20 protein-coding genes are annotated in these 19,610 nt (G+C 71.1%); 3 read left to right on the plus strand and 17 right to left on the minus strand.

Annotated features, from left to right (window positions below):
• From ACCP09_RS20625 to ACCP09_RS20635, 3 genes are all read left to right on the plus strand, one after another.
• On the plus strand, window positions 1–856 hold an 856-nt coding region (locus ACCP09_RS20625), incomplete at its 5' end, for a phosphotransferase family protein (protein ID WP_433749032.1).
• Window positions 853–1,218, plus strand: a complete 366-nt coding sequence (locus ACCP09_RS20630) for a hypothetical protein (RefSeq protein WP_433749035.1) — start codon at window positions 853–855, stop codon at window positions 1,216–1,218. The genes ACCP09_RS20625 and ACCP09_RS20630, both read left to right, overlap by 4 nt.
• Window positions 1,219–1,247: 29 nt before the next feature.
• Window positions 1,248–1,319 (plus strand): hypothetical protein, encoded by a 72-nt coding sequence (locus ACCP09_RS20635; RefSeq protein WP_433749371.1) that lies wholly within the window; start codon window positions 1,248–1,250, stop codon window positions 1,317–1,319.
• Window positions 1,320–1,769: 450 nt separating this feature from the next.
• Here ACCP09_RS20635 and ACCP09_RS20640 read toward each other — a convergent pair whose 3' ends face one another.
• The 17 genes from ACCP09_RS20640 to ACCP09_RS20720 form a co-directional block, all read right to left on the minus strand.
• Window positions 1,770–2,669, minus strand: a complete 900-nt coding sequence (locus ACCP09_RS20640; protein WP_027930226.1) for an SDR family oxidoreductase — start codon at window positions 2,667–2,669, stop codon at window positions 1,770–1,772.
• A 12-nt stretch (window positions 2,670–2,681) separates the two neighbouring features.
• Window positions 2,682–3,818, minus strand: a complete 1,137-nt coding sequence (locus ACCP09_RS20645) for an acyl-CoA dehydrogenase family protein (protein ID WP_027930225.1) — start codon at window positions 3,816–3,818, stop codon at window positions 2,682–2,684.
• A gap of 15 nt (window positions 3,819–3,833) precedes the next feature.
• Window positions 3,834–4,628, minus strand: a complete 795-nt coding sequence (locus ACCP09_RS20650) for an enoyl-CoA hydratase-related protein (protein ID WP_433749040.1) — start codon at window positions 4,626–4,628, stop codon at window positions 3,834–3,836.
• Window positions 4,629–4,767: 139 nt separating this feature from the next.
• On the minus strand, window positions 4,768–6,222 hold the full coding sequence (locus ACCP09_RS20655; RefSeq protein ID WP_433749043.1) for an aldehyde dehydrogenase: 1,455 nt from the start codon (window positions 6,220–6,222) through the stop codon (window positions 4,768–4,770).
• Entirely contained in the window at window positions 6,222–7,331 is a 1,110-nt protein-coding gene (locus ACCP09_RS20660; protein WP_433749046.1) for an NAD(P)-dependent alcohol dehydrogenase, read from the minus strand. The genes ACCP09_RS20655 and ACCP09_RS20660 overlap by 1 nt, the downstream gene beginning before the upstream one ends.
• 35 nt (window positions 7,332–7,366) lie before the next feature.
• A complete protein-coding gene (locus tag ACCP09_RS20665; RefSeq protein WP_433749049.1) occupies window positions 7,367–7,684 on the minus strand; it encodes a 2Fe-2S iron-sulfur cluster-binding protein in 318 nt (105 codons plus the stop codon).
• 2 nt (window positions 7,685–7,686) lie between these two features.
• Entirely contained in the window at window positions 7,687–8,904 is a 1,218-nt protein-coding gene (locus ACCP09_RS20670; protein WP_433749052.1) for an NAD(P)/FAD-dependent oxidoreductase, read from the minus strand.
• Entirely contained in the window at window positions 8,901–10,226 is a 1,326-nt protein-coding gene (locus ACCP09_RS20675; protein ID WP_433749055.1) for a cytochrome P450, read from the minus strand. Before ACCP09_RS20675 ends, ACCP09_RS20670 begins: the two co-directional genes overlap by 4 nt.
• A 120-nt stretch (window positions 10,227–10,346) precedes the next feature.
• Window positions 10,347–11,465 (minus strand): LuxR C-terminal-related transcriptional regulator, encoded by a 1,119-nt coding sequence (locus ACCP09_RS20680; protein ID WP_433749058.1) that lies wholly within the window; start codon window positions 11,463–11,465, stop codon window positions 10,347–10,349.
• A 611-nt stretch (window positions 11,466–12,076) separates the two neighbouring features.
• Window positions 12,077–12,958 carry a GntR family transcriptional regulator gene (locus tag ACCP09_RS20685; protein ID WP_433749061.1) on the minus strand — a complete coding sequence of 294 codons (882 nt, stop codon included), beginning with the start codon at window positions 12,956–12,958 and terminating at the stop codon, window positions 12,077–12,079.
• Between the two features lie 36 nt (window positions 12,959–12,994).
• Window positions 12,995–13,291, minus strand: coding sequence for an antibiotic biosynthesis monooxygenase family protein (locus tag ACCP09_RS20690; RefSeq protein WP_027930218.1), 297 nt, complete (start codon window positions 13,289–13,291; stop codon window positions 12,995–12,997).
• Window positions 13,292–13,304: 13 nt separating this feature from the next.
• On the minus strand, window positions 13,305–14,600 hold the full coding sequence (locus tag ACCP09_RS20695) for a CitMHS family transporter (protein ID WP_433749064.1): 1,296 nt from the start codon (window positions 14,598–14,600) through the stop codon (window positions 13,305–13,307).
• Window positions 14,601–14,633: 33 nt separating this feature from the next.
• A complete protein-coding gene (locus ACCP09_RS20700; RefSeq protein WP_433749067.1) occupies window positions 14,634–15,056 on the minus strand; it encodes a cupin domain-containing protein in 423 nt (140 codons plus the stop codon).
• Entirely contained in the window at window positions 15,053–16,426 is a 1,374-nt protein-coding gene (locus ACCP09_RS20705; RefSeq protein ID WP_433749070.1) for an NAD-dependent succinate-semialdehyde dehydrogenase, read from the minus strand. Before ACCP09_RS20705 ends, ACCP09_RS20700 begins: the two co-directional genes overlap by 4 nt.
• Complete coding sequence (locus ACCP09_RS20710) at window positions 16,426–17,502, minus strand: isocitrate/isopropylmalate dehydrogenase family protein (protein ID WP_433749073.1); 1,077 nt, start codon at window positions 17,500–17,502, stop codon at window positions 16,426–16,428. Before ACCP09_RS20710 ends, ACCP09_RS20705 begins: the two co-directional genes overlap by 1 nt.
• 110 nt (window positions 17,503–17,612) lie before the next feature.
• The gene (locus ACCP09_RS20715) at window positions 17,613–18,797 is read right to left on the minus strand and encodes an MFS transporter (RefSeq protein ID WP_433749076.1); all 1,185 of its coding nucleotides are present in this window, start codon (window positions 18,795–18,797) and stop codon (window positions 17,613–17,615) included.
• Window positions 18,798–18,814: 17 nt separating this feature from the next.
• Window positions 18,815–19,507 carry a GntR family transcriptional regulator gene (locus tag ACCP09_RS20720; RefSeq protein WP_433749079.1) on the minus strand — a complete coding sequence of 231 codons (693 nt, stop codon included), beginning with the start codon at window positions 19,505–19,507 and terminating at the stop codon, window positions 18,815–18,817.
• Window positions 19,508–19,610 lie beyond the last annotated feature (103 nt).

A 19,610-nucleotide genomic window follows, 5' to 3' on the forward strand; every position in this document is an offset into this window, starting at 1 on the left:
CCCCCCCCCCCCGCCGATCCCGCCGGGCGCGCACGACATGCTGCGCGAGGCGAAGCTCATCGGGGCACTGGCGGGGACGGACGTGCCGGTGGCCGACGTGCTCGCGGTCGGTCAGGCGGGGGAGGTGATCGACGTGCCGTTCTACGTGATGAGCTACGTCGAGGGCCCGGTGATCACCGAGCGGACCTCGGAAGCGCTGAGCACGCCTGCGGACCGGCGCCGCATCGGGGAATCCCTGGTGGACACGCTCGCCGCGCTGCACGCGGTGGACTGGCGGGCGCGCGGCCTGGCCGACCTGGGACGGCCGGAGGGGTTCAACGCGCGCCACTTCCGCCGCATGGGCAGGTTGATCGCGGACGCCGACGGCAAGCCGCCGGCCGAGTTCGCCGGGATCGACGCGTGGCTCGCCGCGCACGTGCCGCCGGAGGCGGGCGCGACGATCGTGCACAACGACTACCGCCTGGGCAATGTGATCGTGGCGCCGGACCCGCCGGGCCGGATCCTCGCCGTGCTCGACTGGGAGCTGGCCACCCTCGGCGATCCGCTCTTCGACGTCGGCTACTTCCTCGCGTCCTGGCCGGTGGCCGGGCAGCCCCGCACACCGACGGAGGACCTGGGGGTGGCGGTGCTGGAGGACGGCTATCCGACGCGGGAGCAGCTGGCCGAGCGGTACGCGGCGGCGACCGGGCGGGATCTGTCCACCCTGGACTGGTACACCGCGCTGGCGTTGTGGAAGCTCGCGGTGCTCTACGAGTACGGCCGCCGCCGCGCGGTACAAGGCGTGGGCGACGAGTACTACGCCGACGCCGGGATGGTGAAGTCTTTCCTGACAGGGGCGGAGCAGGTGGCGTCGTGACGCGGACGATCATGTCCGCCAGCGCGGACCTGCGGGCCGGACGGGTGTCGGGCCCGCAGCCGTCCGAAGAGGCGATTGCCCGCGCGGACGCCGTCGACGCGACGTCGGGGGTGTTCCTACGCCCGGGCCGCAGCGCGCCAGGCCGACGCCCGTCTCGCCGCTGCGACGGGACACGAACGACCGCGCAGAGCCTGGTCCTCGATCCGGGCTGGGCGGCCGGTGACGCCCCGGCGGTCGCGCGCCTCACCCGCGCGGACGGGACGGTGCTCGGCAGGCTCGCCCCGATGGAGTTCACCCGCGGCGTGCCGGATGTGGTCAAGCCGTTCCCGTTGCCCCGCAACGCCTGGAACCCCGAGCACTAGGCGGGTCCAGCTCGGGGTGCGGCAGTGGCGTGACCTCGGGCATGGTGTTCGGCGCACTCGGCACGGACACCGCGGGCAGCATCCGGATGCCCGCCGGTTAAACGGCGTCACCGGTCTGAAACCGGCCTTCGGGCGGGTGCCGAAGGCGGGCGTGGTGCCGCTGAGCGACACGCTCGACCACGCGGGTCCGCTGGACTATCTCGGCGCTCTCACCGGTGATCTGACGGGTGTGCGCGTGGGATTCGACGACCTCGACCGGTTCGCGCCCTCCGCCGATCCGGCTGCCGATGTACCAGGAGCTGCAGGCGATCGACTCCATTGTGATGCCCGCCGGAGTCGTTGAGCTACCACGCGAGCAACCTCGCGACTCGCCCGGAGGGCTACGGCCAGGTGACCCGCGTGCTGCTCCGCAGGGCGCGCGATCACGGCCGCGCTCTGGGCGGTTCCCTGTCGTCGGTGACTGCGGCCCCCGATCCGAGTGGCGGTTATGTCTGCGGACGGTGACACAGGGGAAGAGGCCACCCGCCGAGGCGGCCCCTTCCCTTGTGCGCTCAGACGTTGCGCTGCGCCTTCGCCGCCGCGCTCGCGGCCTGGCTCTTCGCGCGGATCTCGGCCCAGTCCTCATCGGACAGCGACGTGAGCCCGGCGAACGTGCCCGGCCCGGCGAGCCGTTGCCCGCCGTCCATCGCGATCGTCTCGCCGGTCAGGTAGTCGCAGGCGTCGGAGAGCAGGAAGATCGTCAGGTTCGCCAGCTCCTCGACCGTGCCCATGCGGCCCATCGGCACCTGGTCGGCCTGGGTCGCGCCCACTGCGCTCTTGTCGGTCGGGTTGAGCATCTCCCACGCGTAGTCCGTCGGGATCGGGCCGGGGGCCAGTGCGTTGAGCCGGATCCCGTACCTGGCCCACTCGACGGCCAGTGACATCGTCATCGCGTGCACCGCGGCCTTGGCCATCGCCGAGGGCACCACGAACGCCGACCCGCTCCACACCCACGTCGTCAGCGTGGACAGCACCACGCCCGGCAGGCCCTGCTCGATCCAGCGGCGGCCGGCGGCGTGGGTGGTGTTGAACGACCCGTTCATCACCGTCGAGCTGACCGCCTCGAACCCGCGGGCGCTCAGCGTCTTCGTCGGCGCGATGAAGTTGGCCGCGGCGTTGTTGATCACCCCGGTCAGGGGCCCGTGCGACGCCCAGATCTCGTCCATCGCCGCGTCGACCAGCTCGGCCTTGCGGACGTCTACGGTCTGGTAGTGCACCGTGCCCGGCTTGCCCGCTTCCGCGGCGGCTTCGGCCAGCACCGCTTCCCGCCTGCCCCACAGGTGCACCTGCGCGCCGTGGTCGGCCAGGTGCCGGGCCACGCCGCGGCCGAGGCCGGTGCCGCCGCCGGTGATCAGGATCCGCTTGCCCGCCAGCAGGTCGGGGGCGAACACGGACTTCCTCGTCGATGCCATGCGTGTCCCTCTCTACAGCCCGAGGCTCTTGCTGATGATCTCGCGCTGGATCTCGTTGGTGCCGCCGTAGATGGGCGGGGCCAGTGCCTTGCGCACCTGGCCTTCCATGCCGTATTCGCGGGCGTAGCCGTAGCCGCCCATCATCTGCATCGCCTCCAGCGCGGTGTGCTTGGCGATCTCGGTGCACTTGAGCTTCGCCATCGCGCCCTCCCGCGCCAGCTGGTCCTCCTCGCCGGCGTCGATCCGCGCGGCGACGTCGTAGACGAACGCCTTGGCGTAGGCGATTTCGGTGGCCAGGTCGGCGATGCGGTGCCGGATGGCCTGGAAGCTGCCGATCGGGCGGCCGAACTGCTCCCGCTCCTTGACGTAGGCCAGCACGTCGTCCAGCGACCGCTGCGCCGCGCCCAGCGACATGGTGGCGATGATGAGCCGTTCGACGGACAGGCCGCGCATGAGGTGCTTCCACGCCTGTCCCGCTTCGCCGACCACGTTCGCGACCGGGATCCGCACGTCGGTGAAGAACAGGTCGTTGACCGTGTGCGGTTCCATGGTCTGGATCCCGCGGATCTCCAGGCCGGGGGTGTCCGTGGGCACGATCAGCAACGTCAGGCCCTGGTGCTTGGTCCCGCCCGGGTCGGTGCGGGCCAGCAGCAGGATGTGCCTGGCGATGTGCGCGGCCGAGGTCCACGTCTTCTGGCCGTTGACCACGTAGTGGTCGCCGTCGAGCGTGGCCTTGATGCGCACCGAGCCCAGGTCGGAGCCCGCCCCGGGTTCGGACAGCGCGATCGCCTCGATCTCGCCGGCGCAGATGCCGCCGAGGATGTCCTTCTTCTGCTCTTCGGTGCCGTAACGCAGGTAGGTCTGCGCGGCGGTCAGCCCGGTCGAGTAGGCCGTGATCGGCGCCAGGCCCCGCGAGGTCTCCTCGAGGAACAGGCACTCGTCGACCATGCCGGCCCCGGCTCCGCCGTAGGCCTCCGGGATCGACACGCCGAGCCAGCCGTGTGCGGCGAGCTTGCGCAGGATCTCCGGGCTGTTGGCGAGGGTGCCGCCCGCGGTGAGCGCGTCCCGCTGGGCGAGTGTCCGGCACTCGCGGTCGCAGAACGCGCGCACCGCGGCGGCGAACTCATCCTGTTCGGGGGTAAACTTCATCGTGAACGGCCGTTATCAGTTGCCGCGGAAGGCGGAGAAGTCCGGGCTGCGCTTCTCGTTGAACGCCTTGATGCCCTCCTGCGCCTCGGCGGATTCGCCGAAGATCTTCAGGTGCGAGTAGGCCATCTGCCCGACGCTGGCGAACTGCTCGGTGTCAGTGTTGAAGGACTGCTTGAGCACCTTCAGTGCGGTGGGGGACAGGGCCAGGATCTCGTCGGCCCAGGCGCGCACCTCGTTCTGCAGGTCGGCCGCGGGGACGACCTTGTTGACCAGGCCCCAGTTCTCCATCTGGGCCGCGGTGTAGCGGCGGCACAGGAACCAGACCTCGCGCGCCCGCTTCTCGCCCAGGATGCGGGCGAGGTAGCCGGTGCCGAACCCGGCGTCGAACGAGCCCACGCGCGGGCCGTTCTGGCCGAAGACCGCGGTGTCGGCGGCGATCGTCAGGTCGCACAGCACGTGCAGCACGTGCCCGCCGCCGATCGCGAAGCCGTTCACCGCGGCGATGACCGGCTTCGGCACGTCACGGATGACGTGGTGCAGGGCGTCGATCTCGAACAGCCCGGAGTCCGACGGGCCGTAGTCGCCGGTCTCGGCGCGCTGCTTCTGGTCGCCGCCGGTGCAGAACGCCTTCTCGCCGGCGCCGGTCAGGCAGATGACGCCGACCTCGTTGCTGTTCCACGCCTTCTTGAACGCCTTGACGAGCTCGTCGACGGTGCGGGCGCGGAAGGAGTTGTACCGCTCGGGCCGGTTGATCGTGATCCACGCGAGGCCGTTGTCGACCTTGTACGTGATGTCGGTGAAGTCGTCCATGGTGACCCGAGATCCTTTCGAAGTGTGAGAAGAACACGGCGGCGGCACCCGTGGCGCGCTCGCGTTGTCCCGAATCTAGGTCTGTGAACGAGCGTTATCAAGGGTGCCGCCGCCGTTTACCCCTTAGGGGAGAGGTCGCCTACCCCTTCGGAGGGTCCAGGTAGATGGTCTTGAACACCTGGTAGGAGTGCAGGCCCTCGGGCCCCAGCTCCCGTCCGATGCCGCTGGACTTGATGCCGCCGAAGGGCGCGGTCGGGTCGTTGGCGTAGGCGTTGATACCGATCGTTCCCGACGCCACCCGCCGGGCGACGGATTCGCCGCGGCCGGGGTCGGTCGTCCATACGCTGCCGCCCAGCCCGTACTCGCTGGCGTTGGCGATCGCCACCGCCTCGTCCTCGTCGGTGTAGGGGATCACCGACAGCACCGGGCCGAAGATCTCCTCCTGGGCGATCGTGTGCCGGTTGTCCACGTCCGCGAACACCGTGGGCTCCACGAACCAGCCGCGGTCGAGCCCGGACGGCCGCCCGCCGCCTGCGGTCAGGCGCGCACCCTCACCGAGCCCCTTGGCGATGTAGGACTCGACCCGGTCCCGCTGGCGGGCGGACACCAGCGGCCCGACCTGGGTGCCCTCGTCGAGTGGGTCCCCGACCGCGAGCGAGCGGGCCAGGTCGGTGATGGTGTCCACGACCTCGCCGTAGCGCGACCGCGGAGCCAGCACGCGGGTGCCGAGCCAGCAGATCTGGCCGTTGTTCAGCAGCGTGGCCGCGAAGAAGCTCTCGATGGTTTCGGCGAGGTTCGCGTCGTCGAGGACGATCGCGGCGGACTTGCCGCCCAGTTCCAGCGTCACCGGCCGCAGCAGGCGCCCGCAGGTCTCGGCGATCGACCGTCCCGCCGCGGTGGAGCCGGTGAACGACACCTTGTCCACGCCCGGGTGCGCGATCAGGTAGGCGCCCAGCTCGCGGCCGCCCGGGACCACGCTGAGCCCGCCCTCGGGAAGCCCGGCCTCCGCCGCGGCCTCGGCCATCAGCATCGCGTCCAGCACCGTCTCCGGGGCGGGCTTGAGCACCACGGTGCACCCCGCGGCCAGCGCGGGCGCCAGTTTGAGGAACGTGATCGCCTGCGGCACGTTCCACGGCACGACCGCCGCGACGACTCCGATCGGCTCCCGGATGACGCGCGAGCTGCCGCCGAGCATGCCCGGCCGGGTCTCCTCCTGCGGGTTCCGGGTGACCAGCTCGGCGAAGTACCGCAGCAGCACCGGCGGGAACCCGCCTTCGAACTGCTGTGCCAGTGAGATCGGCATGCCGTTCTGGATCGTCACCCGCCGGGCGGTCTCCCCGGCGCGCTTTTCCAGCGCGACGGCGAACCGTTCGAGCACCTCGGCGCGCCGCCGCGGCTCCCAGCGGGACCAGCCCGCCGGATCGTCGAACGCGCGGCGCGCCGCGGCCACGGCGTCGTCGACGTCGGACTCAGCGGCTTCGGGAACACTGCCGATCAGCTCTTCGGTGCCGGCCGAGTGCACGTCGATGCGCTGCCGCGTCGCAGGCGCGGTCCAGTTGCCGGCGAGGTAGAGCCGGTCGTAGTCGATGGTCATCAGGACTCCTCGGGCACGAGCACGATCTTGACCGCGTCGCCCCGGTGCTGGGCGGCGACGGCTTCGTTGATCCGGTTGAACGGCATGGTGGTGACGAGCTTGTCGAACGGGAAACGCCCGCTGCGGTGCAGCTGGAGCAGCTGCGGGACGAACACGTCGGGGTCGCTGTCGCCCTCGACGATGCCCATCACCCGCACACCCAGCACCTGCGCCTGGATGAGGTTCAGCGCGAGCGCGGCCTCGGGGTCGGCGGGCACCCCGATGATCCCGACCTTCGCGCGGTGGGCCAGCGCGAGCATGGCGTCCTGCAGGACGGCGGCGATCCCGGTCGTGTCGATCGCGTGGTCCACCCCGTCGGGCACGATCGCCCGCACCTGCTCGGGCAGCGGCCCGTCCGCCGGGTTGATCACGTCCGTGGCGCCCAGCGACAACGCGAGGTCCCGGCGCGCGGCGTGGGGCTCGACGACGATGATCCGGTTCAACTCCCGCACCACACCGGCCAGCACCGCCGAGAGCCCGACCGAACCGCCACCCAGCACGAGCAGCGACTCACCCGGCTGACAGTCCAGTGAGTTGAGCACCGCGCCCGCGCCGGTCTGCACCCCGCAGCCGAGCGGGCCGAGCACCGCCAGCGGCGAGTCGTCGGGCACCTTCACCACGTTGCGTTCCCGGGCCAGGGCGTGGGTGGCGAAGGAGGATTGCCCGAAGAACGCCGATCCGACCGGCTCGCCCTCGCGGGTCAGCGGGCTGGTGCCGTCCTGCCGGGCGCCACCGAAGTTATAGGCCATGAAGTTCTGGCAGTAGGCGGGCTCGTCGCGGCGGCACTCGCGGCACTCGCCGCAGCTGTCGAAACTGAGCACCACCTTGTCGCCGACGGCGACCTTCGTGACGCCGTCGCCGACCGCGGTGACCACTCCGCTGCCCTCGTGACCGAAGACGCCGGGCAGTGGGAAGGGCAGATGGCCGTCCTTGGCGGCCAGGTCGGTGTGGCACAGGCCGACGCCGGCGATCTCGACGACGACCTCGCCGGGTGCGGGATCGGCCAGGGTGAGTCGTTGCAGCTCGAAGGTGCCACCGATCTCGGTGGCCACCGCGGCGGTGATGTCCATGCGAGGACTCCTTTGTCCGTGGGGGAGGGAGGGAATCAGCCGTTGGTGTCGGGGACAGTGACGCGCACGTGCTCGCAGGCGTCGCTGAGGATCAGCTGGCACGACAGGCGGGAGTTGGGGCGCGCGCCTTCGGCGTATTCGAGCAGCTCACGCTCCTCGTCGGTGGGCTCGTCGAAGCACGCGCCGCCTTCGTCGACGAAGACGTGGCAGGTGGCGCACGAGCAGCTGCCGCCGCACTCGGCGACGATGCCGGGCAGGTTGTTGCGCACGGAACCGTCCATGACGCTCTGTCCACACGGGACGTCGAGGGTGTGCGTGGTTCCGTCGGGCAGCGCGTAGGTGACCTTGGGCATTGTCAGGCTCCGTACTGGTGGACGACGTCGCGCAGCGGGACCGAGGCGTCGGCCAGCCGGTCCGGATCGATGCGCGCCCGTGAGGCGATGAACTTCTTGCCCGCCATGAACTCGCCGGGTGAGTTGGCGGATTCGACGGCGGTGACGGTGCCGCCATGGTGGTGGAACAGCGCGAAACGGCCGGTCGCGGGATCGCCGCGCAGCACCGTGCTCGGTGTGGCCGGGACGAGGCCGGCGATCTTGAGTTTGAGGTCGAACTGATCGGACCAGAACCACGGCACCTCGGCCGCCACCGGTGCCGCACCGGTGATGGTGGCGACCGCCTGCCTGGCCTGTTCGGTGGCGCTCGGGATGCTTTCCAGCCGGACCAGAGCGCCGGAGGCCAGGGGCCGCCGGGTGACGTCGCCGATCGCGAGGATCCGCGGGTCGCTGGTGCGGGCGTGCTCGTCGACGACGACGCCCTGCGCGCACAGCAGTCCCGCGTCCGCGGCCAGCCGGTCGCGGGGCACCGCGCCGACACCGACCAGCACCGCCTCGGACGGGATCGTTGTTCCGTCCCCGAGCACGACCGCCCGCGCCCGCCCGCCTGCGCCGTCGATGCGAGTGACCTCGGCCCCGGTGACGATCCGCGTGCCCTGCTCCCGGTGGTGGGCGGCCAGGATCTCCGACAGCCGCGGGCTGGCGACGCGGGCCAGCACCCGGTCTTCGCGCTCGACGACCGTGACCTCGACGCCACAAGACCGGGCGACCGCGGCGACTTCGAGCCCGATGTAGCCGCCACCGACGATGACCAGACTGCGCCGCTCGTCGATGCAGGTGCGCAACATCCGGGCGTCGGCCAGTGTCCGCAGCGACACCACACCGGCGAGATCCGCGCCGGGCACGGGCAGGGCCCGTGGCTCGGCTCCGGTCGCCAGGACGAGGTGGTCGTAGCGGTGGAACTCGCCCGAGGCGGTGCGCACCCGGCACCCGTCCCGGTCGATCGTGGTGACGGGCTCGCCGAGCCGGACCGTAATGTCTTGTTCCCGGTAGAACTCCGGCGGCCGCAGCCACTGCTCCAGCTCGCCGCCGGTGAACTTCTTGGACAGCGGCGGCCGGTGGTAGGGCAGGTCCACCTCGTCTCCGAAGAGTTCGACCGGGCCCCGGTGGCCGGCCTGCCGCAGCAGGCCGGCCAGTGTGGCGCCGGCGTGACCGGCGCCGACAATCAGAACGCGGCTCACTTGAGCTCCAGGCGCACGGGCAGTTTCTTCAGCCCCCCGACGAAGTTGGTCACCACCGACTTGCGCTCGCCGGTCACCTGAACGCTGTTGATCAGCGGCAGCAACTCCTCGAACATGATCCGCAGCTCGAGCTTGGCCAGGTGCTGGCCGATGCACATGTGCGGGCCGTAGCCGAAGGCGATGTGCTTGTTGGGCTTGCGGTCCAGGCGGAAGGTGTCCGGCTCGTCGAACACGTCGGCATCCCGGTTGGCCGACTGGTAGAGCAGCATGAACCGGTCGCCGGTGCGGATCTGCTGCCCGCGCAGCACGTAGTCCTGCGTGGCCTGACGGGTGAACTGCTTGACCGGCGAGACCCACCGCAGGCCCTCGTTGACCAGGTCCGGAATCAGGGCGGGGTTGGCCTGCACCTGCGCGAGCTGGTCGGGGAACTGGGCCAGCGCCTCGATCGTGCCGGCCATCGTGCTCGACGTGGTGTCGTGGCCCGCGGTCGCGATCGCGATGAACCAGCCGTAGGCGAACTCCTTGCGGTAGTACTCACCGTTGCCGTCCTTCGCCCGCGCGATGATCGTCGCCAGGTCGTCGCGCGGATTCGCCCGCCGGTCCTCGACCAGCTTGTCGAAGTAGGCGTAGAAGTCGGCGATCGCGGCCGACCACTGCTGCGCCGCGGCCTCCGGGGTCAGCGGCTCCACGTCCTCGCGCTGCGCGTCCGGGTCGGCGGTGCCGAAGAACTCCTGCGTCAGCGTCATCATGCGCGGCTCGTCCTCTTCCGGGACGCCGAACAGGCTCATGATCACGTGCAGCGGGTAGTAGAGGGCGAACTCCTGGACGAAGTCGATGTCGTTGGCGCCGCTGCGCAGGTACTTGGCGATGGCTTCCTTCGCCAGTGCCCGGATCCGGTCCTCCCACTTCTTCAGGTTCGCGGGGCGGAACCAGTCGTTGGCGATGTCCTTGATCTCGGTGTGCTCGGGCGGGTCCAGGTAGGTCAGCGTGTCGAGGATGCGCAGGCTGCCGCCGGTGAGCTGCTTGGTGAAGGCGTCGCCGGCCTGGTTCTGCAGGATCGGGTTGTGCGAGCCGGGTTCGTCACCACCGCCGCTGGTGAACACGTGCGGCTGGCGCTCGATCTCCATGATGTCGGCGTGCTTGGTCACCAGCCAGACCGGGTCGTAACCCTCGACCTTCACCTGGCCCAGCGGGTTGTTCTCCCGCAGCCAGCGGTAGGCCTCGAACAGCGGCCCGTCGTGGCGGTGGCCCTCCGGCAGCACGACCTGCCTCGCGATCTCGTCCGGGATCGGGCGCGTGGACAGTTCGGGCGTAGTGGTCATGTGAGTTCCTCCGGGGAAGACGGCATCGTTGCGCGTTCGGTCCAATCTTTGGGCCAGTGCGACGTGTCGTGCATCACCCCGGAGGAAGAGATTTCTCTCCCGGTTCTCTCCCCGTAGTACTTACCGGTGCCGCTGCATCAGCTCGTGGTAGCGCGCGGTCGCCTCGGCCCGGTTGGAGACGCCGAGCTTGCGCAGCACGTTCTTGACGTGCGTCTTCACCGTGCCGGGGGAGACGAACAGCGCGGCCGCGATCTGGCTGTTGCTCTCGCCGAGCACCAGGTGGCGCAGGACGTCCAGTTCCCGGCGGGTCAGCTCGGCGAAGGGGCCCTCGTACTTCTCGAGCGGATCCACCGGACGTGGCCGCTGCGGCTGGGGCGCGACCGGGTACCCGTCGAGCAGGTCGTCGACCTCCCGCATCCGCTCCCGCATCAGCCGCAGCTGCTCGGCGAACACGACCCGCTCGAACACGCAGCCCAGGCCTTCGGCGAACAGGCCGAGCAGGCGCAGGTCGAACTCGTCGACGTGGTCGTGTTCCACATGCTGGTCCGCGTGCACCAGGCCGACCACCTCGCCCCGGGTCACGAGGGGGGCGACCACGTAGTCCAGTGTGCGGGCCAGGTTGATCAGCCGGTGGTGTACCCGTGGGTTGTGCTGGGCGTCGTCCACGAGCACCGGGGTTCGGGTGCGTACCACCTCGGTCTCGGGCAGTTCGCGGCCGAGTTGCCCGGGCACGGCGGTGCCGATGCGCACCAGATCTTCGGCCAGCTGAGGGTCGTCGTGGGTGTAGGCCGAGCGCGGGCTCCACGCCGGCCCGGACAGGCGGGAGAACAACGCGCGCCGGTACCCGAGGCGATGCAGTTCGGCCGGCACCTGCTGCGCCAGTTCGTGCAGCGTGCTCGCGCCGCGCAGCCGGGCCAGGCACTGGTGCAGGTCGCCCATCGCGGCGGTGCGCACGGCGAGCCTGCCGTCCCGTACCGCCGCCAGAGTGCCGCCGACCTGGGCCAGCAGGGCCGCGAGCCGGGTGGACTCGCTCCCGCCGCCCGCCGCCAGCTCGCGGAGCAGGATGTGCTCCGCCGCGCGCAACCCGGTCTCGGCCGAGGGTAGATCGCGGGCGCTGGCGAGAACCGGCTCCCCGGTCACCGCTGCCACCACCTGCAGGATGTCGCGGGACCGGCGCACCACGTCGTCGGCCGGTTCGAGAGCCGCGCGGACGGGACCGGACGGAACACCACTGTTCACAACCGTCTCCTCGTTCGTGTGCAGAGCGGCGCACTGCTCTGTTCGGCCGATTGTCACCCGGTGGGTGCCCGAGAGACACGTCGCCGTGAAAAATTCCTCCCCGGAGGGGGAGGTAAATACCCCGCAAGGGAGTGGAAGACGGACCCGCCGACCCTCGAAGATTCGCGATGAACCGAGCTCACCGGCAGCCAGGAAGGCCGCGCGGGTTCGAGGAGGCCGGGCTTCCCCGCCAGGTTGTCGAGCAGCAGCGCGTCGGGCTTGCGAGATGGAGGTAGGTCCCGTGCCGGCGCAGATCGCGGCGAGCGAACCAAGGAACCTGGGCCTGGCCGGGGAGATCGCGGACGGGCCATAGTCTGGCGTTGTCCGTGCTGTGTCTTCCCGGTGCTCGCGCTTCCCGCCGGCTGCGGGAGAGGGTCTGGCCCGAAGTCGCCACTCGCGACGGTCAGATCGACAGGCCGACGGCAGCAGCCTCCACTCCGCGGCGAGCGTCTGCATGTGGGGCGCCTCGCGAATCTGGCACTTCGCCGACCTGTGCGCCTCCGTCAAGTCAAGAACCGTTGATTATCGCCCGACCGCGACAACTGCCAGGCACTGTTCCCGCGCCTGAAGGGCTAGCCACCGGGTCGGTTCTTGGTCACCTTTTCGGCGCCGACGGTGCCGAGGTGGTGGCGCAGGGCGTCCGCGGCCTCGCGCCGTTCGCCGGCCAGCAGCAGGTCCGCGATCTCGACGTGTTCGCGGCAGCGGATGATCGCGCGGTCGCGGGCCAGTGACCGGCGGTACTCGATCAGCCGCCGGAGGCGGTCGACCCTCCGGAGGCCGTCGATGAAGAACGTGTTGCCGCTGCACTCCATGATCGTCTCGTGGAAGGTGCTGTTGAGGTCGAACAGCTCCGCGTTGCTGACCGTCCAGATGCGGCCGTCGACGAGTTCCTGCTGCTGATCGCGCACGGCCTCCACGGCCTTGCGGTCCAGGGCGAAGCTAGGTTCCAGAATCGCGGTCGGCTCGATCGCCAGCCGGAACCGGTAGCTGTCCTCATAGGACCGCAGGGAGGTCAGCATGGGCTGGAACTCCCAGCCGTACCCGGGGAGCCGCTCGATCCAGCCCTCCGCGTTGATGCGCCGGAGGATGCGGGCCAGCTGCCCGGGGGTCAGACCGTAGTCGCGGGCGAGCCCGTTCTCCGTGACCCGGTCGGGTAGCTTGCCGTCCAGCCGGTCGGCCGCGATCCGCAGGTACAGCTCCTCGGTGTCGTCGTCGGCCGCCGGCGTGGGCAGCTCCTCGACCGGCCGCAGCACCGTGTAGCCGCCCCGCTCCGCGACGCCGACCACGCCCTCGTCCTCGAGCAGCCGCAGCGCGCTGCGGACGGGGGACCGGGACACCCGCAGGTGCTCGGCGAGCGTCCGCTCCACCAGCCGGGTCCCGGGCGGCGCCTGCTCTGTCCGGATGTAGTCCACGATGCGCGCGGCGATCTGGCGGGTGAGTGCGGTCGGCGCCACTACCGTTGTCCCCCTCCTGCGACGGTCAGGACAAGACTACGGCTCCAGCACGTCCGCGACGTGCTCGACCTCCGGCGGCGCCGCGAAGTGCGGGCCCGCGAGCTCCCGCCACCGCGCGAACCCGGCCGAGCCGCGGAACGTCACGGTGTGGTGCTCGACCGTCTCCCACTCCACGAGCAGCCGGTAGAGCGACGGGACCTCGACGCTGCGCACCAGCCGGACCCCGTGGCAGCCCTCGGCGGCCCGGAACAAGGGGACGGCCTCCGCGACCGCCGCTTCGAACGCCGCCTCCGCGCCGGGACGGACCCGGATGTGCGCGATCTCGGTGACCATGCGCGGTCTCCTTTCAAGTGAGGGTGATCGCCCCGGTGGCGACCGTGAACACGATCATGCCCAGCGACGCGACCGTCACCCGGAGCAGGGCGAACCGCTGGAACTCGCCGAGGTCCTTTTTGACCAGCCCGAGCAGCACCCACAGCGGCGCCGACGCCGGCCCGATCGAGTGCAGCATCTGGCCGGCGACCCCGGCGCGGGCGATCTCGTAGGGCGCGATGCCGTAGTGGCTCGCGGATTCGGCCAGCACCGGCAGGACACCGAAGAAGTAGGCGTCGTTGGACATGAAGAAGCTCAACGGCAGCCCGATGAGCGCGGTGAACAGCGGGATCAGGTTGCCGAGGCCGTCCGGGACGCCGCCGAGCAGCGCCTTGGCCATCGCGTCGACCATGCCGGTCTCGGACAGGATGCCGGTGAAGATCCCGGCGCCGAGCACGAGCATGACCACCGGCACGGCGGAAGCGGCGTGCCGCTTGACGACCTCGCCCTGCTCGGCGAGCCGGGGGTGGTTGACCAGCAGCGCGATCACGAACCCGGCCATGAACAACGTGACCAGCGGGGCCACCCCGGCGACCAGGAGCACGAGCAGCAGCACGGTGAGGCCGGCGTTGACCCACAGCCGCCAGTTCCGCAGCGCCGACCGGTCGCGCTCCTGCCCGGCCAGTTCGGCGGCGACGTCGGCGAGCACGTTCTCGTCGATCCGCTTGCGCTGGCCGCGGCCGAGGAAGTAGGCGATCACGACGATCAGCGCGGAGGTGAGGAGCAGGGTCGGGATGAGCGGGACGAAGTAGGTGGCGGCGTCGAGGTGGAGCACCGAGATGGCGCGGGTGGCCGCGCCGCCCCACGGGGTGGACCCGGAGATCGCGCCGAGGCTCATGGTCGCGATCGCGGCGATCACCAGCGGGTTCATCCCGATCCGGCGGTAGATCGGCAGGAACGCCGAGCAGATGATCATGTAGCTGGTGGTGCCGTCGCCGTCCAGCGCGACCAGCAGCGACAGCACCGCGGTCCCCACGCAGATCCGCACCGGATCGCCCTTGGAGAGCCGGATGATGCCGTGGCAGACCGGGTCGAACAGCTTGGCGTCCATCATGACGCCGAAGTAGAGCACCGCGAACAGCAGCAGGACCGCGGTCGGCGCGACGGTCTCGATGCCGTCCACGGCCATGTCGCCGAGGTCGGCGCCGCGGCCGGCGACGATCGCGAACAGGACGGGCGCGGCGATGATCGCGACGAACGCGGTCGCGTACTTCCGCATGACCAGCACCATGAAGGTGCCGAGGGTGAGGAAGCCGAGGACGGCAAGCATCGTTGCTTCTCCATGGGCGAGGGGAGGGGAGGTTCAGGAAGTGCGGTGCTCGGCGTCCACGCGGGTGGTCACGCCGGTCTCGACCAGCGTGCGGGTGGCGTCGACCGAGGCGTAGGTCCACAGGATGCGCATCGGCGCGGTGGCGGAGGCGTTGCGGAACCGGTGGGGCATCCCGGCCGGGACGTAGGTGGTGTCGAACCGGGTGAGGTGGTGCTCGACGCCGTCGATCTCGACGATGGCGTCGCCGTCCAGGATCACCACGCTCTCCGGGCAGTTGTGCGTGTGCAGCGGGATGCCCGCGCCGCCCTCGAACAGGGTCTGCCCGTTGAGGAACACCCGCGCGCCGCGGGCGCCGGTCACCAGCGGGATCGTGCTCGCGCCGCCGCCGCGGGAGAACGCGTGCAGCTCCGCGGGGCGCAGGACGGCAGGCGGGAAGCAACTGTCCTGGCTGGTCATGGTTTCACCGGTCCGATCCACAGGGTTTTGACGTTGACGAACTCGCGGATGCCCTCCGCGCCGAGTTCCCGGCCGTAGCCGGACTTCTTGATGCCGCCGAAGGGCAGGCGGGCGTCGGAGGCGACGAGGCCGTTGACGAACACCGCGCCGGCGTCGATGCGCCGGGCGAACTCCCGGGCCCGGTCGAGGTCGCGGGTCCACAGCGCGGCCCCGAGCCCGAATTCGGTCTGGTTGGCCAGGGTGAGCGCTTCTTCGGCGTCGCGCACGCGGACGATCGCGGCCACCGGGCCGAAAGTCTCCTCCGCGAAGGCCGCCATGCCCGGCCGGACGTGGTCGAGGACGGTGGGCTGGTAGAAGAACCCGGGCCCGTCGACCGGTGCGCCGCCGGTGCGCACGGTCGCTCCCGCCTGGACGGTCCGTTGCACCTGGTCGTGCAGGGCGTCCCGCAGGTTGGCGCGGGCCATCGGGCCGATCTCGGTGGCGGGATCGGCGGGATCGCCGATGCGCAGCGCCGCGGCCGCCGCGGTGAACGCCTCGGCGAACTCGTCCGCGACCGCTTCCTCGACCAGGAATCGCTTGCCGTTGACGCAGCTCTGCCCGTTGTTGATGAACCGGGCCCGCACCGCGGTGGCGGCCGCGGCGGCGAGGTCGGCGTCGGCGAGCACGATGAACGGGTCGGACCCGCCGAGCTCCAGCACCTGCTTCTTGAGCGCCGCGCCCGCCTGGGCGGCCACGATCGCGCCGACCTCCGTGGACCCGGTGAGCGTCACCGCGGCGATGCGGTCGTCGGCGATCAGGTCGGCAACTACGGGCACCTCCGCCAGCAGGGTCCGGAACAGGCCGTCGGGCGCGCCGGCTTCACGCACCACCTCTTCCACGGCGAGCGCGCACTGCGGCACGTTGTTGGCGTGCTTGAGGATCGCGCCGTTGCCGGCCGCGAGCGCGGGCGCGGCGAACCGGAAGAACTGCCAGAACGGGTAGTTCCACGGCATGATCGCGAGGACCACACCGAGCGGGTCGTACACGACCGCGGACTCGGTGGCGTTCGAGGAGACCGGCCGGTCGGCGAGGTAGTCCGGCGCGTGCTCGGCGTAGTGCTCGCAGGTGATCGCGCATTTTTCGATCTCGGCTTCGGCCTCGGTGACCGGCTTGCCCATCTCGGCGGTGATGAGCCGGGCGTACTTCTCCTTGCCGTCGCGCAATACCCGGGCGATCGCGCGCAGGAGTTCGACGCGCTCGGTGATCGGGCGCACGCGCCACTCGCGCTGAGCGGCGACGGCTCGGTCGAGGGCGGCGTCCACCTCCGCCGCGGTGTGCGGGGTGAAGCGGGCCAGTTCGGCGCCGGTGGCCGGGTCGGTCGAAACGATCATCAGGACGGGACTCCAGTCTTGTCCAGAGTGGACGTCACGGCGGCGGCGAACTCGGCGGTGCCGAGGGTGCCGCCGATGTCGCGGGTCCGGGTGGCGGGGTCGGCGAGCACGTTGTCGACGGCCGCGTCCACCAGCTCGCCAGCCTTGACCAGCCGCGGTTCGGCGTGGCGGCGGCCCAGCCAGTCGAGCAGCATCGCCGCGGACCGGATCAGCGACGTCGGGTTGGCCACGCCCTGCCCGGCGATGTCCGGGGCGGACCCGTGCTGCGCCTGGGCCACGCAGATGTCGTGCCCGGCGTTGACCGACCCGCCGAGGCCGAGGCTGCCGGACAGCTCCGAGGCCTCGTCGGACAGGATGTCGCCGAACATGTTGGTGGTGACGATGACGTCGAACGTGTGCGGCCGCCGGATGAGCAGGGCCGCCGCGGCGTCGACGATCAGCTCCTCGAGTTCCACGTCGGGGTAGTCGGCCGCGACCTTGCGGACCTCGCGCAGGAACAGCCCGTCGGACAGCTTGACGACGTTGGCCTTGTGCACCGCGGTGACCTTGCGGCGGCGGCCGCGGGCCAGCTCGAACGCCGCGCGCGCGACGCGCTCGGACGCCTTCGCGGTGATCTTGCGCAGCGAGATGGCGAGGTCCGGATCGGGCATGAACTCGCCGCTGCCGGCGTGCATGTTGCGGTCGGAGTAGAAGCCCTCGGTGTTCTCGCGGACGATCACCAGGTCCATCGGGTGCCGCAGGATCGACAGGTCCGCGTGCGAGCGGCACGGCCGCACGTTGGCGAACAGTTCGAACACCGTCCGCAGCTCGGCCGAGGGGTTGATGCCGCCCTCGGCGCGGGACGGGTAGTCGTAGTGCGACACGGGGCCGAGGAGGACGCCGTCGACCTGGGGAATGCGCTCCATGACCTCGGCGGGGAGGGTGGTGCCCCGGTCGGCCAGCGATTTCAGGCCGATGTCGCGGGTCTCGAACTCCAGGCCGAGCCCGAGCAGCCGGTCGGCGGCCGTGAGGACGTCCAGGGTGGCCGCCGTGATTTCGGGGCCGATGCCGTCCCCGGGCAGCACCAGGATCTGCACGTGTCGCGTCCTTTCCAAGGGTGAGTGGGAATTCGCCGCGTCAGGCGGGGCGTCTGACGGAACCCTAGAGCGCGGTCTGGTTTTTTACAAGAGTGATGTACCAAGAATGATCAGGACTGCTCGCCCGGTGTCGCCCGCGTGGAGGCCGCGGCCGCGGCGAGAACGCCCGTGGCGAGCCACAACGCGCCGGTGGCGCCGAGCGCGCCGGCGACGAGACCGGCCGCGGACGGCATCGCCACCTGGCCGAGCCGGGGCGCCCACAGGCGCAGCGCCAGCGCGGCTCCGCGAGCGTGACCGGGCACCGACTTCACCACCGCGGTCATCGTCAGCGGCTGGCCGATGCCGAGCAGGAACCCGCCCGCCACCAGGGCGAACCCCATGACCAGCGCGCCGGTCCCGGGCGCCGCCACGACCGCGAGAGCCAGGCCCGCGCCCGCCGCGCTCGTGGTGACCAGGGCGCGGCGGCTCCAGCGGGCCGCCAGCGCGCCGAGGCTCAGCCGGGACAGGATGGAGGCCGCCGACCGCAGGGCCAGCAGTAGGCCGACGACGGACGGCGGGATCGCGCGTTCCTCGGCGATCAGCGGCAGGTAGGCGGTGAGCAGGTCGACCGCGCTGAGCAGCGCGAGGCTGACGAACAGGCCGGCGACCATGCCGCGGCTGCGGATCATCGTGAACGCGCTGGGCACGTCGCGCCGCTCCGGCGCGGCGGCGGTCCGGGCCCGGCTGAGCCACACCGCGGCGGGCAGCGCCGCCGCGGCACACCCGGCCGCGACGAAGGCGGCGGTGGCCGCCGGGCGCAGGAGTTCCGGACCGGTCGCCCCGCCTAGCACCAGCCCGCTGCCCAGCGGCCCGAACATCTGCCCGGCGGCCACCGCGGCCGTGAACAGTCCGAAGTGACGGTCCAAAGTGGAGTCACCGGAGGCCCTGGCGACGTAACCCTGAGCGCCGACCATGAAGACGATGTGCCCGAAACCGAGCGCCGCGGCGGCGGCGCCGACCAGGACCAGCGACGTCGACAGCGCCAGCAGGACCGGCGCGGCGGCCAGCAGCGCGGCGCCGGCGAGCAGGACGGCGCCGGTGCGGCCGGTGCGGTCGGTGTAGCGGCCCAGCGGCAACGCGACGGTCAGGGACAGCACCGCGTACGCGGCGGTGATCAGCCCGATCGCGAAACCGTCGCCGCCCAGCGCGATCGCGCGGTAGGAGATCAGCGGCCGGGCGAGGTTGAGGCCGGTCTGGCTGAAGACCGTGCAGGCGAGCAGCGCCGCGAGCGCCGCGCGGGAAGAACGCGGGCTCATCGGTCGGCGGTCACTCCTCAGACGCCGCGCGGGGTGGCGGCGGGGGAGACGCCGAGCCGGGACGCGGCCTTCGCGCCGAGGCTGGTGTCGATGTGCTGGAGCATGATCGTCGACGCGGCGTCGGCGTCGCCGGCGACGATGGCGTCGACCAGGCCGAGGTGCTCGGCGTGCTTCTGGTCGCGCTCCTCCTGGCTGCGCTCGACCTGCAGGCCGAGCCGCCGGTACCGGTCGGCCTTGTCCCACAGGCTGTCCAGTGTCTGGATCAGCAGTTCGTTGTGCGAGGCCGTGTAGAGCGCGACGTGGAAGCGCCGGTGTGCGATCAGGTCGACGTAGCCGGGGTTGGACCGCAGCGGCTCGACGCCGCGCACCGCCTCGCGGATGTTCTGGATGTCGGTGCGGGTCCGGCGCTCGGCCGCCAGCGCGACCGCGAGCGGGTCCAGCGACCGGCGCATCTCCAGCAGGTCACGGGCCTCTTCGCCGGAGAGCTCGGTGACCTTCGCGTCCTTGTGCGCGCCCAGGTCGACCAGGCCCTCGGACTTCAGCCGGCGCAACGCCTCCCGCAGTGGGGTGGTGCTGATGCCGATCGTGCGGGCGAGGATGGCCTGGTTGAGGACCGCGCCCGGTTCGAACTCCCCGGACAGGATCTTCTCGCGCAGGACCATGTACGCGTAATCGCTCTTCGTCGCGTACAGCTCAGCCGGCTCCGCCACGGCGCCCCCTTTCGACGGTTATAACCTACCACACCCTCCGCGCGCGGACAGCAGGCCGTTTTCCTTCGCTTGGCCAGATTGGGACTTGACGGTTGTAGGTTAT

Origin of the sequence: Amycolatopsis sp. 3B14, from assembly GCF_050958625.1 — a bacterium.
GTDB lineage: Bacteria > Actinomycetota > Actinomycetes > Mycobacteriales > Pseudonocardiaceae > Amycolatopsis_E > Amycolatopsis_E thermoflava.